This is a genomic window from Pseudomonas fluorescens NCIMB 11764 (assembly GCF_000293885.2).
Classification (GTDB): Bacteria; Pseudomonadota; Gammaproteobacteria; order Pseudomonadales; family Pseudomonadaceae; genus Aquipseudomonas; species Aquipseudomonas fluorescens_B.
The window spans coordinates 3,923,139-3,936,633 of the sequence record NZ_CP010945.1 but is presented as its reverse complement, the minus strand read 5'-3'; the positions used below and the strand labels follow the sequence as shown (position 1 = coordinate 3,936,633).

The 13,495-nt window shown below is 56.1% G+C and carries 13 protein-coding genes; 1 reads left to right on the top strand and 12 read right to left on the bottom strand.

Features of this window, described 5'->3' with window-relative positions:
- The first annotated feature begins 250 nt into the window (after window positions 1–250).
- On the top strand, window positions 251–1,675 hold the full coding sequence (locus B723_RS18175) for an undecaprenyl-phosphate glucose phosphotransferase (protein WP_017338071.1): 1,425 nt from the start codon (window positions 251–253) through the stop codon (window positions 1,673–1,675).
- 23 nt (window positions 1,676–1,698) lie between these two features.
- Here the strand turns inward: B723_RS18175 and B723_RS18170 are convergent, their stop codons facing one another.
- The 12 genes from B723_RS18170 to B723_RS32350 all read right to left on the bottom strand — a co-directional run bounded on the left by B723_RS18170 (window position 1,699) and on the right by B723_RS32350 (window position 13,402).
- Window positions 1,699–2,835, bottom strand: a complete 1,137-nt coding sequence (locus tag B723_RS18170) for a glycosyltransferase 61 family protein (RefSeq protein ID WP_017338070.1) — start codon at window positions 2,833–2,835, stop codon at window positions 1,699–1,701.
- Window positions 2,836–2,912: 77 nt separating this feature from the next.
- On the bottom strand, window positions 2,913–4,055 hold the full coding sequence (locus B723_RS18165) for a hypothetical protein (protein ID WP_031318739.1): 1,143 nt from the start codon (window positions 4,053–4,055) through the stop codon (window positions 2,913–2,915).
- 375 nt (window positions 4,056–4,430) lie between these two features.
- A complete protein-coding gene (locus tag B723_RS18155; protein ID WP_017338067.1) occupies window positions 4,431–5,165 on the bottom strand; it encodes a WecB/TagA/CpsF family glycosyltransferase in 735 nt (244 codons plus the stop codon).
- Window positions 5,165–6,352 carry a glycosyltransferase family 2 protein gene (locus tag B723_RS18150; protein ID WP_017338066.1) on the bottom strand — a complete coding sequence of 396 codons (1,188 nt, stop codon included), beginning with the start codon at window positions 6,350–6,352 and terminating at the stop codon, window positions 5,165–5,167. Before B723_RS18150 ends, B723_RS18155 begins: the two co-directional genes overlap by 1 nt.
- The gene (locus tag B723_RS18145) at window positions 6,349–7,551 is read right to left on the bottom strand and encodes a glycosyltransferase family 4 protein (RefSeq protein WP_017338065.1); all 1,203 of its coding nucleotides are present in this window, start codon (window positions 7,549–7,551) and stop codon (window positions 6,349–6,351) included. Before B723_RS18145 ends, B723_RS18150 begins: the two co-directional genes overlap by 4 nt.
- 12 nt (window positions 7,552–7,563) lie before the next feature.
- Window positions 7,564–8,553 carry a DUF535 family protein gene (locus B723_RS18140; RefSeq protein WP_017338064.1) on the bottom strand — a complete coding sequence of 330 codons (990 nt, stop codon included), beginning with the start codon at window positions 8,551–8,553 and terminating at the stop codon, window positions 7,564–7,566.
- Window positions 8,554–8,560: 7 nt separating this feature from the next.
- A complete protein-coding gene (locus B723_RS18135) occupies window positions 8,561–9,538 on the bottom strand; it encodes a glycosyltransferase family 2 protein (RefSeq protein ID WP_017338063.1) in 978 nt (325 codons plus the stop codon).
- A gap of 5 nt (window positions 9,539–9,543) precedes the next feature.
- A complete protein-coding gene (locus tag B723_RS18130) occupies window positions 9,544–10,095 on the bottom strand; it encodes a serine O-acetyltransferase (RefSeq protein ID WP_017338062.1) in 552 nt (183 codons plus the stop codon).
- A gap of 8 nt (window positions 10,096–10,103) precedes the next feature.
- Window positions 10,104–11,060, bottom strand: coding sequence for a glycosyltransferase family 2 protein (locus tag B723_RS18125; protein WP_017338061.1), 957 nt, complete (start codon window positions 11,058–11,060; stop codon window positions 10,104–10,106).
- A complete protein-coding gene (locus B723_RS18120) occupies window positions 11,057–11,671 on the bottom strand; it encodes an acyltransferase (RefSeq protein WP_031318737.1) in 615 nt (204 codons plus the stop codon). Before B723_RS18120 ends, B723_RS18125 begins: the two co-directional genes overlap by 4 nt.
- A 76-nt stretch (window positions 11,672–11,747) precedes the next feature.
- Window positions 11,748–13,211 carry a GMC oxidoreductase gene (locus B723_RS18115; RefSeq protein WP_017338059.1) on the bottom strand — a complete coding sequence of 488 codons (1,464 nt, stop codon included), beginning with the start codon at window positions 13,209–13,211 and terminating at the stop codon, window positions 11,748–11,750.
- Entirely contained in the window at window positions 13,208–13,402 is a 195-nt protein-coding gene (locus B723_RS32350; RefSeq protein ID WP_080995132.1) for a hypothetical protein, read from the bottom strand. Before B723_RS32350 ends, B723_RS18115 begins: the two co-directional genes overlap by 4 nt.
- Between the last annotated feature and the right edge of the window lie 93 nt (window positions 13,403–13,495).

Below are 13,495 nucleotides of genomic sequence, written 5' to 3'. Positions count from 1 at the left end.
CTCGGCCCCTCCTGCCCAACTTCATTTTTTGCCTTGATTGTTGTATGAAACAGCAGTGATTCAGTGAATGTTTGCACAGTGGTGCTAAAGTGATAGCACCCGACTTCGTCTCACCAGATTTACACATTTTAGGGTGGAGACCTGTCACAAGCATGAGTAACTTGTCGGTGGCGCTGAGGCTCTCAAGCGAGGGCTGTTTGACCTGAATCCTGTCATATCGAGCGCAAGGGAAAGCAAATGAGGTCTGAAAATGATTTTTGAGCCCAACAGTACGCGTTCCGTTCTCCAGCGAAGAAGCAGCACCAGTATCGTCATTCAGGCCGGTCTCGATTGCGTTGCGGTAACCGGTGTCGCGTGGTTTTTGATCAATTATCATATCGGCTTCATTTCCCAGGATTACGTCATCCTGCTCCTGCTCCTGCTGGGGGCATTGGCGGTGGTGTACGACCACTACGCCATTTACCGCAGCAATGTCGGTTTTACCGTCAAAGCCTTCAAGCTTCTGAAAGCGTGGACCGCGACCTTTGGTTTTCTCGTGGCCATGGCTTTTCTGACCAAAACAAGCGAACGGTATTCGCGGCTGTTGGTTGGGGAGTTATTTGTTCTTGGCTACTTTGCCCAGTTGTTTTTGCACCTCGCCACACGGGAAATGCAGAAGCGGTTTCTGGCTCACCCGACGCAACTGGAAAATTCGCTGATCATTGGCTCGGGGGAACTGGCGAGCTACCTCCACAAGAAAATCAGCAATAACCCCTGGCTCGGTGAACGCATCGTCGGCTGTGTGTTGATTGGCGCGGACGATGACTGGGGAAAGGAAGGCCAGGAAGGCGCAACTCGTCTGTCGATACTGGGCAATATCTCCGATCTTGATGAGTTGGTTGTCAAACACGCCATTCGTACCGTCTATTTTGTGACCCCTGTGGGCGGCTCCGAAGTTATCCAGAAGGTCTATTTAAGCCTGTTCGACAAACACGTCAGGGTTAACTGGGTGCCTGACATTTTCGCCTTGAAGTTGATCAACCACAGCGTTCGCGAGATTGCCGGCATTCCCGTGCTGACCTTGTCCGAAACGCCGCTGATGGGTATGCGGCTGTTTCTGAAGAATCTCGAAGACAAGGTCGGAGCTTTTCTCATCCTGCTTTTTGCGGCGCCCGTGCTGGCGATCGTCGCCCTTGCGATCAAGATCGATAACCCCGGCCCTGTGTTCTTTCGTCAACAACGCATGGGGTGGAGTGGCGAAGTTTTCCGGATCTGGAAGTTCAGAAGCATGGTGGTCCATCAAGCGTCGGACGGCACCGTCAAGCAGGCACAAAAGAATGATCCACGCGTGACGAGGGTCGGCGCCTTTATTCGGAAAACCAGCCTGGATGAACTACCGCAGTTGTTCAACGTGTTGATGGGGGAAATGTCGCTGGTAGGCCCTCGTCCGCACGCGATCCAGCACGACGTGCAGTACTCGCCCGATGTCTCGGGCTACTTTGCGCGCCACAACATTAAACCGGGCATCACCGGCCTGGCTCAGGTGCGCGGCCTTCGCGGTGAAACGAAAGATATAGAACAAATGATTCGGCGGGTTGACTCAGACATCGAGTACATCAACAACTGGTCGCTCTGGCTGGACTTCATCATTCTTTTACGGACGGTATCGGCCTTCTCCGGCAAACAAGCCTACTAGCCGGTCACGCGTAAAGGCGAGGATTAAGCCTCGCCGTACGATGACGGAAAGAGATCCAGCGTGCGCTCCACTTCATCGGGGTCAATGGTGAAACCGGTGCCCGCGGGCGTGCCGACCACAAAGCCAAAGTTCTGCCGGTCACGATCGGTCAGGTATTTGAAGAAACAGACGAAACGATCAGGCGGCTGCAAAACGAGCAGCGAGCCGCCCGGGGGAAGCACATTGACCCCATGGATAAGCTGGCTCCCCTCGATCCCTATCACGGTTCTTGCCCCGGCACAGGCCGCGACAATGGTTGGAACATCGGATGTCGCCGGGTCGAGAATGCGAAAGCCTCTGCGGTCACGCAGGCGCTCTGCCAGTTCCCTCTCATTGCGCAGCAATCGCAGCTCACCCTTGCCGCCTCGCAGGATGAACACGCCCGGATGAGCGCTGACGTTGACGTGCGACAGCAATTTTTCACCCATCGCCCGGAAACGCAGGTGCTTGTTTCGGTTTTGGCTCAGATCGTCAAAGATCACGAGTTCACGGAAAAAAGCATTACGTAAGCGAACGGGCCTCATGTCCAGCCAGTTCTCGTAACCGGGGGCATGAAGTATGCCGTTCCTGGCAATGGAAACATTATCGGCAAAGGGTGCCGTGGTCACCGGGACACCTTCGTCGCAGGCTAATCGATAGGTCAAACAATCATCCATCAGCCAGGTGCCAAACCATTTGTTTCCCCCCGCAGTGCAATACAACGCGCCGCGATCGATTTCGTTTTCTACGCGAATGCCCGGTAACCGGCCAGCACCCGGGGTCAACCATGATTTGGCATTGCCTTTGTAGAGCGTGCCATCGATCAACCAGACATCCTTCAGCAAGTAGCCTCGGGTCGGACTATGTTCAACACGACCGATACCTTCCATTGTGCGTCGAGGATGCTCATGAGGATAAAAAAGCGCCTCGGCCCAACCCGTCATACGCTCCAGTTGATCGGGCAGGTAGAACGCGGGCGGAGCCATCGCGATTTCGCCCGGGGCAATGTCCCAGGTTTTCACGGCCTGACTCTGAAGGGCCAGCGACGGCGTCCGAGTGACACGCGTGTTGAAAAGGTGCTTATACGCCGCGAAGCTCCATTTCGATTGGCCGCCACTCGTCAATGCATTAAATTGAGACATAGCCACCCCATCCAGATATGGATAAACAGCAACAAGCGTTCTTGGTTAAAACCGGCTTTTTAAAGGCAACAACTTGTTCAGGTGGATACAACAATTTCCAGGACAGGGGGCAACTTCAAATGAGCGTAACGACTGCGCAAGGTGTCGAGAAGCGCTTCTCCCGGCACTCTGGAACAATGGATATATATTGTCGAAAGACCACCAAATCCCATCTCGCGATATCGGCTGGCAACTTCTTCATCACTCGGCCCGTCCGGCAACCCAAGATGAAGTGTCAGGTTTTTACCCTCAACCGCAAATAACGGCGCCTCCCAGAGAAACTGAGCTGCACCTGCCTTGGGCAGTTGAACAAACAAATAACCGTGGTTACCCAGCGTATCGACATCGCCACCGCGTCTTCTTTTCCATTCCAGAAGCCCGTCGTCCGGGCGTGCCAGGCAAGTTCCAATATCGTAATAGTCAAAACCATTTTCAATCGCCCATTCCAGCGCCATGAAAGTGGTAATGGAGTTAACTTCACGTAATTTCTTTGTATCCGAAAACACTACATCGGGGTAACCGAAGCGCACGGTACTCCAATAACGCTTACCTGCCCGGGTGACTACGCAGCCAAGATGGCATGCAACAACCTCGTCTTCCAGCAGCACCAGATCGAGTCGCCCGGCAACTTTTGCCACCCGATGAACTTCCTGTGCTTCAATTTGTGAGGCGGCCGAACCATGCCGGGCCGCGGCATAAGGTTGAAGCATTTCCCGATCGGCGATTTCAATCTCGTCATCGTTCAACGCTTGCTTCATGCGGTAACGCAGACGATTCTTGCGCAGGTTCCGACGCAGCTCGGTGTTGTATCTCGCGGTGATCTCGTCGATTGACCTGCTCAGCGGCACGACAGCACTCAAGTACTGAGGCACGTATAAGGCCCCCGGGGTCGGCATTTCGCTGACCACCACTGTCCGGTCTGACTTGCCCAGCTTCAACGGCCCATCAACCCCTTGAGATTGAACGCCCAGTAAAACCTTCACAAACTCCCGCTGTGTTTTCCTGCCCACATAAAGTATGTCGTAGAGGCTGTCTTCCCGCAGTTTGAACCTGACAATTTCCCAGCGCCAAAAACAGGCTCGTCCGAGAATATCCCGCAGCCAGGCGACAGCTTTCCTTAGCTCAAATCGCATTGAAGGAGTTAATAAGCGACGCATGGGTTCTGCTATATATTCTTTCATTTGGTTATTAGCACAATTCAAGGAAGGGCCATTTTAGTTTCAAATCAATAAACCAAAGACTTGAAATGAAAGCGCGACAACTGAGCACATTGTTCAAAACGGTCGGTTATTACAATCTCGATACAATCCGTCATCCACTTTGAGCCTGCCACCCTTCTTCTTGCGAAAAACTCGCCACTCCTTCCCTGGAACTCAAGATTGTTCGACAACATTTTGTTGACGCCAATCTTAATGAAGCAAACAACCTCAAGCACACCCGCCAAGTCGAAACTTCAACATGAGTAAAGGTGTAACGCCGAAGTTTTGCAAGATATTTCAGACGCTGTTTTTATGGCGCCGGAAAAGCTTGAGCCAGGTATCAAAAGACCTGTTGAGTCAGGCTTGCCTGAAGATCAAAGTACGCAGTAGAAACAGCGGGTTGCCCATCACGTAACGACGGAAGAGTCGCTTTGGCTCCGTGATGAGTCTGAACACCCATTCGCAACCGATACGACGCACCCATTGCGGAGCGCGAGTCACCTTGCCGCCAAGAAAGTCCAGGATCGCCCCGCCGCACACGACAAGACAGGGCACGCCGCTGTCGGCCAGCCTGGCAGCAACGGCTTCTTGCTTGGGCATGCCCATCCCCAGCACAACCAGTTCCGGCTGAAACTCCCGGGCAAGGTTGATGTAGGTATCCACTGGCGCGAAGCCATGATGCGCAGAGACAACATTGACCGCAAATTGCGCTTCGCTGTGCCGCACGGCATGGGTCAGAAAAGGCTCTTCAGTCCCCCAGAAAGCCACACGCCGGCCCTTGTACGCGGCCAGCAGTTTGGGGATGAAATCGGTGCCGTTCATATTCAGTCCCGGCTCCAGTCCGAGGCGACGAAACAGGATGGCCAGGCCGGAGCCATCGCGCAGCAGCACATCCGCCGAGAGCAGCGCGCTATGGTAATCGGTATTGGCTGCCACCAGGTTCATGGCATGGGCATTGGCGAATCCGAGCACGGTCGTCCCTTCAGGTCTGGACAACACCTCAATCAATCGTTGCTCATCATCAACATCGCTGACCACCCTGAGTTTTCGGGTAATCGTTTGCCAACGGTGTTGCCAGGACAAAGCGTGCATTAATTATCGTCCCTCTTCGACCGCACCCACTCAACCTGACGCTTCAGAATAAAGCCAATGTACAGGGGGATTTTTTTTAACGCGTAGAACGGCGCATACAACAGTGTCGAAAAAGCGATGATCCCCCGACCGAAGCGACTCCACGCCAGCAGGACAGTCCCTCCCAACAGAGCCATCCCCAGCGAAGCGATCAATGCGGGCGCCAATGCTCCGCCCAGCAAAAACACCAGCCATGAGAGGATAAAGGCTGCGGCCAGAACCAACGTCAGCAAGGCCAGCGGAGGCACCAGCAAATCCAGCGTCATCGCTAACAGGCTCCCGTTACGCCGGGTGATCGCCTCTACCATCAACTTTGGCGCATCCCCCAGGATGACCCCCAGATGACCGTGTTCCCAACGCTTACGCTGGATACTCAAGCCTTCGTCACTGCGCGGAAAATAACTGGTGACCAGCCCATCGGGACAAAACAAAGGCGGCTTGCCGCTTCGACAAAAATCCAGGCCCATCTTCAGATCTTCGACGATATGGCCGCTGGCGAGATCGACCAAAGCCAGGTCCTTCCAGACGAAAGCCATGCCCGAGCCCATTAATGAACAAGGCAAGCCAAGCCGTGCCCAACCTTGCGGCCGCACTCGGTTTTTCACACACCAGGCGAACTCGGCAAGCTGCACTTTCAACCCGGAACCCGCTGGAGCATGCATTAGATACAGTGCCTGCGCTGGCCGCCCCGAGTTGATGCAACACACGGCGAGACGCTCGATCGAGCCTTCACTCACCAGGGAGTCGGCATCGACAATGATCATGACGTCCGGCGCGTCGATCGCCAGATGGCGCACCCCAAAGTCCAGCGCATACCCCTTGCCACGCTGCTGTTCGTTGCGACGTTCCACCACCTCGGCACCCGCGGCGCGGGCCAGCGCTGCGGTGTCGTCAGAACAATTGTCCGCCACCACCAACAGGCGATCGCCTTCCCGCAGCTGCGGCCGGATGCTGTCCAGCGTCGCAACGATGAGTGAGGATTCATTGTGCGCCGGCACCAGCACCGCCACCCTCGGCCGCGGTCCCGGCGTCAACGGACGTGACCGCGCAGGCAGACAGGCCAGCAACACCTGGGCAGACAACACCAATACCGGCGGGACGATGAGCACCAGCAGTGCGCTGAACAGCCAACCCAGTAACGTGATCATGCTTGTGCCTTGAATAAATCAGCCAACCTGGCTGCTTCGGTATCGATATCGTGGCGTTCCACCACCCGCTGCCAGGCCGCTTCGCCCATCCGCTGCAACACCTCGACAGGTTGCGCGAGGCAGTCCGCCATCGCCGCGGCCAGCGCCTCCACTTCGCCGGCGGGAAACAGCCAGCCGTTCTCGCCCTGGCGCACGAGCTCGGGAATGCCCGCCACATAAGTCGTCAACACCGGCCGGCGCAAGGCCATGGCTTCCATGATGACCACCGGCAGGCCCTCGGCAAAGCTGGGCAGTACCAGGGCGCGCGCGGCAAGAATTTCCGTACGCACCTGGTCGCTGCTGATCCAGCCGGTAATGCGTACCTTCGACTGCAAGCCATACTGTGCAATCAGGGCCTCGATTTGCCCACGCATTTCCCCATCGCCAGCCAGTACGATTTCGAACTCCACGGCTTGCGCGGCCAACAGACGCGCGGCCTCCAGCAACAGCAACTGACCCTTTTGCTCACACAAGCGACCGACGCAAACCAGACGCGGCACGGCAGGCACCGCCACCGGCGTCACATCGTGAAAGGACCGCTCCAGGCCGCAATACACCACTTTTACTTTTGCCCAGTGCGAATGATCCACCCAGCGAAACAACTGGCTGCGGCCATAAGAACTGATGGCCGCGACAAACGCCGCGCGCCGTACTTTCTCGCCCAGATGAATGAACTGCGGTTTGTCGAACTCTTCCGGGCCGTGCACGGTAAAACTGTACGCTGGCCCGCCGAGCGCGTTGGCCAGCATTACCACCTCGGTGGAGTTAGTGCCGAAATGCGCATGCACATGCCTCGCGCCGAACGCCTGCAACCAGGTCAGCAGGCGACAGGCTTCGAGCAGGTAAACCAGGTGATACGGCCAGGCGCGATCAGCACGCCGGCCCATGCGTAACGCCAGCCACAGTGCCGAAAAGAAGCGGCGTGGCTGGGCGCGCAATACCTGCAGCGCGGGACCCAACAACCCTTTTATTCCGTCCTGCAAGATATACCGGGTTTTATCGCGCTCGGACACGTCCTCGGCATCCACCAACTCGGCATCCCAGCCACGCAGCGCGATACGCTGCACCTCAAAACCCTGACGTTCCACCGCCAGAATCTCGCGACGAATGAAGCTATGGCTGACCTTGGGGTACTGATTGATGAAATAAGCAATGCGCATAGGAACCCAGGCTTAGTTGTCGTTGCGGAGGGTTATTGCTGCAGGTGATTCCACCGTCGTACAGCGATCAGGTACGTCACGGCGCTTGCTGTAACTGGCTGACAACACGCTGTCTATCCTTCTGAAGGTGTCATCCAGAAGCTCATAGCGTCGGCGGTACATGGCACGTTTTTTTGCGACGATACTGTCGAGCGGTTTTCTGGACGGCTCCATGGGAATCTCGAAAAAGTCCTCGCGCTGCGAAGGCGTCGCGCCGTGCTCCAGCCAGATCACGTCGTAATTTGCCGCCAGATCCTGAGCCTTTTCAGTACCGAAATACGGGTGACGATGGTGGCGATACCCATCCCCTACCGCATAGATTTTTTCAACGCCAAGGTTGATGGCAAGGTATTTGATCACTTCGATCAGAAAGCTTCTTGGCCGCAGACCTTCAAAATCTTTTGTCAGGTCCCTGTAGATGCTCAACGACAGATCACTCTCCACGCCTTTGTGTATCCCTTGAACGGCGCCGATAAAAATACACAACTCAGTGTCCGTGCGGCACAAGGAGAACGCGATGGAGGCGATGCGCAGATCCCCCTGAAACAAATTCAGTACCAGCTCCCCTTCCCGCATGAACCATGTAGGACGGTCCAGCACCAGGAAACAACCCGCGGAGTATTCCGACAAGTCACTCAACACCAGACGTTCGCTTCGCCCGGAAAGCAATAATTGCGGGCAGCTTTTTGTGATGACTTCGTAATGCGAAGCCAGCACATCCAATCGGTCCTGAGCGCTCCAGTTTTTACTGATGTAGGGCCAATGAACGACACCGATACAATCTGCCCCCAACTTCTCAATACCGGACTTGCCCAGGGCATTCGACATGCGCCCCAAAAACACATTGAGCCCCGACCAGTTCTTCCCAATCAAAACCAATAATTTAAGCTTGTTTTTCAAGGCTCTTAACGAATAGCCCGCATGCAAGGTAAACACGCTCTTCAATAGCAGCCAATTATTCATGGACGTCTCACTTGTATTCGATCAACGCGGTTTTGCCGGTGCCGAATCTGTTCAGAAGAAACTTGGCTTGCCCGAGCATCTCGGGAAATTTTCCCAGCACGAGGAATAAAGCCAGCAGCCAGTTTTCGCGCTTTGATCTACCGCCTCGACGAGCCAGGCGCACGACTTGCAACGGGTAGACCAGCAGCAGAAGCAGCCCTGACCAGCCCAGCATCAACAGTGCGATCACCGTCGCCAGTGGCACGCCCAAGCCCCAGAACCAGGCACGACGCGACTCCCGCAGCCAATGTTTCTCCGGTGCAGCCCCATGTAAAAAAGCACCTTCGGCAAAGGCATGTCCGCCGCGCAATGTACGCCGCCACCACTGGCCGAAGCGGGTCATGGCCGCATCGTGCAAAGTCATTTCCTCGGCCAGACGCCAGACCTTCCATTCATTCGCCCGCAGGCGCACACACAATTCGGGCTCTTCCCCGGCGATCAGGTCCGCTCGAAACCCCGACGCTGCGGCGAAGGCATCCGCCCGCATCAACGCATCGCCACCACAGGCCTTGGCCTCGCCTATCGGCGTGTCCCATTCGAGGTCGCACAACAAGTTGTAAATCGAGCGCTGTGGAAATCGTTCGCGGCGCCGCCCACAGACCACCGCCACGTCAGGCCGGGTATCGAGAAAGTCCTGTGCCCGGGACAACCAGCCTTCGACAACCTCGCAATCACCGTCGACAAATTGTACGTAGCGCATCGCCGGCAGCAGACGTTGCAGGCGGGCAAATCCTTCATTGCGAGCGCGGGCCGCCGTAAACGGGATCGACATATCCAGCTCGACCACCTCGACCCCGAGCGCCTTTGCCATCTCCACCGAATCGTCCGTTGATCCAGAGTCGACATAGACCACCTGCTCTGCCGCACCCACCAGCGAAACCAGGCAGCGCTCAAGCCGCAGGCCCTCGTTGCGACCGATAACAACGACCCCCATGCCGATCGCCATGGGGTTCACTTGGCGTCGCAGTCGGAAGTGTCCAGGGAGGATGCTGTTGCTTCAGCCGACTGCCTTCTCTTGATAATGGCGGGTACGCCCACTGCCACCGAGTCATCCGGTACATCGGTCAGCACCACGGCATTGGCACCAATCACGACATTGTTGCCAATGCGGATATTGCCCAGCACCTTGGCCCCGGTGCCGATATCAACGTTGTTGCCGATCACCGGGGCGATCGGCTCATTCACATTCTTCAGGCCCACGACCACGCCATTGCGGATCCGGCAATCATCGCCGAACTGCGCATACCCACTGATAATGATCCCGCCGAAATGATCGATGACAAAGTTGCGTCCGATCACGACTTCACAGGGCAGCTCGATGCCCGTGAGGATCTGCACCAGTTTGTAGAGGACTTTGTAGATAAAGGAGAGCAGCTTGCGCAACAGTGCCGGGCGCACCCCGTAACGCCAGCGTCCGAAGCGATAAACCAGCATCACCCAGAGGCCCTGAGCACCCCAATCACCGCCATAGGCACGCAAGTCCGCGCGTATATTCTCGAACATTGATTGACCTACCGTGTGGGTTGGGTAGCGAATCGGGTTTCTCGCAGCAGCGCCCAAGTAGCGCGCGTATGCTGCCAGCACGTTGCGATGGCGGCTCGGCCACGGCCTTTCAGCAGTGCCTTGAGCGCCAGAATCAGATCTCCCAGGCAAACCAGGAACATATGCCAAGCCAGCCCCAACAGACCGTGGTGCTTGCGGAAGTACAACAGTTCGCTTTCGATCTGTATCTTGGGTATCTGTCGACTGACCGCATTGAGCTCGACAACCGTCTTGGCACTCTCACCGCCGATATGCACCACCGTGGTGTCGGGGTAATACACCACTTTCCAGCCAGCCTGCTTGACGCGCTTGCAGTGATCGACCTCCTCGTAATAGAGGAAGTAGCGCGGATCGAACAAGCCCACCTGGTCGATGACTTCACGGCGGATCAGGTAATAGCAGCCCGGTACCCAGTCGCACTCACGGACCGAGGCGTGATCCCAGTCCATGTCATCCACCCTCTTCACCACCGGGAAAAACCGTTCAAGCCCGGTGCGCGAGAGGAAGACATTCAGCGGCGTCGGAAAGTAGCGACACGAGGGTTGCAGATCGCCTTCCCGGCCAACCAGCCGAACGCCGAGGACTCCGCAATCCGGATGCGCCTCCATGTAGTCGAGGGTTTTTTTCAGGGTGTCGGCGGCAACGAAGGCATCGGTATTGATGAGCAACGCGTACTTGCCCTGCAAGTGTTCAACCAGTTGATTGTTGGCACGGCCAAAGCCCACATTGTTTTCATTGGCCAGCAACAATGCCTCTGGGCAAACATTTTCCAGACGTTCCAGGGAATTATCGGCAGAGGCATTGTCCACGACCAGATAGCGCGTCGGATCCGCACTGCTTGCCTGGCGCAATGCATCGAACATCGGCTGTAACAGCGTCGCCGTGTTGTAGTTGACGACCAGTACATCAAGGGGAGTACGGGTCATTTTGGTGGCTCGCCAAAAAAGTACTGCACTCGCATGGCCATGAGCGTCGGCTCCACGCTTGGATCATAGGCGCCTTTGCGTTCTCTGATCATGTCCATCCACGGATAGGTGTTGCAACGCGTCTCGAGTTTTCTGATCAGCTCTTCGATCGTACAAATGACCTTTGCCGGATTACCCCCGACTACCACCCCGGGTGGAACATCTTTCGTGACAACGGCACCTGCGGCGACAATTGAATCCGGACCTATGGTCACGCGCGGCATGATGATCGCACCGTGCCCGACAAAACAGTTGTCACGGATGTCGACCGGTCCGACAGAATCGAGCTTTACGTTGAAACGCTCGGCAAATATGCCGATGACGCCGTCGTGCCCGAACAGCGTGCAATCCGATAAGCCGACGTTGTTGCCCAGGCGGACCAGCGAAGGGTCAGTGATGTTGCATCCGACATTGATCCACACACCGGTGCCGACTGAATGCAGCGATCCCCAGCGCGCCAGATACTTAGCCCACTGGTATCCGTTAGGTTTACAAAACCATTTGAAGATTCCGGGTCCGCGCCCCGTTTTATTGACGTAGTAACTTACTGCACGTCTTGCCAGCCCTATCATCCTGTCAGCCTCACATATCCTGCGATTTTCATCCGTGTCAGAGTCAGATACACCCTGTGTTTTTTTGATTGTAGTATCAGGAATATCTGCCCGCCGGGCCCGCTTGACGATTCAGGTGATCTGCCAGCCTCAGGGCAAGTTGTAAAAGAGGCATGGTCGGATTGCTCGCACCGGCTGTAGCAAAGACACTGCTGCCCGCCACGTAAAGATTGTCGATGCCGAACACTTTGCAGTTCTCGTCGACCACTCCGAACTCAGGCGCCGAGGCCATCCGAGTAGTCCCCATATGATGAGCGTGGGGCGTCACTTTTAATGGCACAGAGACGTCATACACGCACTCTTCCAGCTTGACGAAGCCCAGCCCCGTGTCGGCAAAACACTTCGCCACCTCCATCCCTATGCACTTGATGGTACGCCTGTCTTCGGGTGCCACTTCCCAATTGATGCTGACCTTGCGCACCCCCAATGCATCCCGTTCATCAAGCAACGTGATGCCGCTGTTTCGATTGGGAAATTGTTCGATAAGCGTGGTGATCACCCCATCCCCGGGACAATTGAAGCGGGAAATGAAATCGAGCTTGTGCGCCAACCCTACATCGCAGGCGAGGTTCTCCAGAAAGTCCTTGATGGCTGCCGTTCGCCCATAGGCCTGCACGTGCGCCAGGAGCGATGCCGATACATTTCCTTTGCCTGATTGATATTGCGCTACAAACGCATCGGTCGTGAAGTACTGTCGAGGCTCTGTACTCTGCCCCTCCCCCAGGATGAAAGTCCCCAGGTCGAGGTTCAGGTGTTCCATGAAACATTTGCCGACCAAACCGTCCTTGCTGACGACTCCGGCGGCTGTCAAAGACTCACTGTTCATCAGCTGCCTGGCATTCTCGATGGCGCCCGTGGCCAGAATGAACTGTTTTGCCTTCACTCGCTCTCGGTGCCTGTCGTAATCGGACACAACGATGGCGGCGATGCGGCCGGTCTTGTCATCAAATTCAAGATCGACACAGTTGCAATTGATGAAGACATCAAGCCCCTCGGTCTCTTGAAGATCCTTGGCGTATTTTTGTGCAAATCGCGTCGGCGGACTCAGCAGGAAACGATCCGCTACAAAGTCGTTGCCGTCCATGGACGCATTGATCGTCTTGAATCCGGAATCCGACGGGAGATCCACAATGGCCATGGCTGCTGGCAGATAGCGTTCGAACTCGGAAAATCTGATGGGCCAGCCAGGAAGGCTGACCGGAGGGCCCCAGTCGAAATCTGATTTTTCGAAGGGCCGGCAACGCCCCGCCCAGTGGTTCGACGTGCCGCCGAGAAACCGCAGGCGTGTTTCTTCAGCGTAGACATTCAGACCTGTCGAGGGGCAGTTGTAGAGGGTTTGCGAGGACGGTGAATATTCGTGCCCCCCGCCCTCGACAAGCAGCACGCGCCGGCCATCACCGGCCAGACGCAACGCCAGCGTGATGCCCGCCGGCCCGGCCCCGATGATGCAGAAGTCATAGTGATCGCGCAGTTCTTTCTGCGATTGGTAATCTTTGATCATGTGCGCGTTTGCCGAAAATACTGGGCAGGCAACACCCAGCCGTTAACGACGACAAACCCGTTTTTTTCAGAAGAAGGCGGAACAAGGAACGAGGACAATCCAAATGTCATCCCCCCCAGACTCAACACCGCAAACGCCTGGAGGAAGTCTCTGCGCCCCATCACAGAGGTATTCAAATCAAGTTCATTCATGATTCAAAGCCCCACGACATTAAGATTGCGTTTGTATTTTCAGCGACCCGTCAAACCCATCACTCCCCGAAAGGTGACGTTCCCCCAAGCGCT

What these genes read in the sequence shown, in the direction of transcription:
- B723_RS18175 (WP_017338071.1), top strand. Translation starts at nt 251, where the DNA reads ATGATTTTTGAGCCCAACAGTACGCGTTCCGTTCTCCAGCGAAGAAGC.
- B723_RS18170 (WP_017338070.1), bottom strand. Translation starts at nt 2,835, where the DNA reads ATGTCTCAATTTAATGCATTGACGAGTGGCGGCCAATCGAAATGGAGC.
- B723_RS18165 (WP_031318739.1), bottom strand. Translation starts at nt 4,055, where the DNA reads ATGAAAGAATATATAGCAGAACCCATGCGTCGCTTATTAACTCCTTCA.
- B723_RS18155 (WP_017338067.1), bottom strand. Translation starts at nt 5,165, where the DNA reads ATGCACGCTTTGTCCTGGCAACACCGTTGGCAAACGATTACCCGAAAA.
- B723_RS18150 (WP_017338066.1), bottom strand. Translation starts at nt 6,352, where the DNA reads ATGATCACGTTACTGGGTTGGCTGTTCAGCGCACTGCTGGTGCTCATC.
- B723_RS18145 (WP_017338065.1), bottom strand. Translation starts at nt 7,551, where the DNA reads ATGCGCATTGCTTATTTCATCAATCAGTACCCCAAGGTCAGCCATAGC.
- B723_RS18140 (WP_017338064.1), bottom strand. Translation starts at nt 8,553, where the DNA reads ATGAATAATTGGCTGCTATTGAAGAGCGTGTTTACCTTGCATGCGGGC.
- B723_RS18135 (WP_017338063.1), bottom strand. Translation starts at nt 9,538, where the DNA reads ATGGCGATCGGCATGGGGGTCGTTGTTATCGGTCGCAACGAGGGCCTG.
- B723_RS18130 (WP_017338062.1), bottom strand. Translation starts at nt 10,095, where the DNA reads ATGTTCGAGAATATACGCGCGGACTTGCGTGCCTATGGCGGTGATTGG.
- B723_RS18125 (WP_017338061.1), bottom strand. Translation starts at nt 11,060, where the DNA reads ATGACCCGTACTCCCCTTGATGTACTGGTCGTCAACTACAACACGGCG.
- B723_RS18120 (WP_031318737.1), bottom strand. Translation starts at nt 11,671, where the DNA reads ATGATAGGGCTGGCAAGACGTGCAGTAAGTTACTACGTCAATAAAACG.
- B723_RS18115 (WP_017338059.1), bottom strand. Translation starts at nt 13,211, where the DNA reads ATGATCAAAGATTACCAATCGCAGAAAGAACTGCGCGATCACTATGAC.
- B723_RS32350 (WP_080995132.1), bottom strand. Translation starts at nt 13,402, where the DNA reads ATGAATGAACTTGATTTGAATACCTCTGTGATGGGGCGCAGAGACTTC.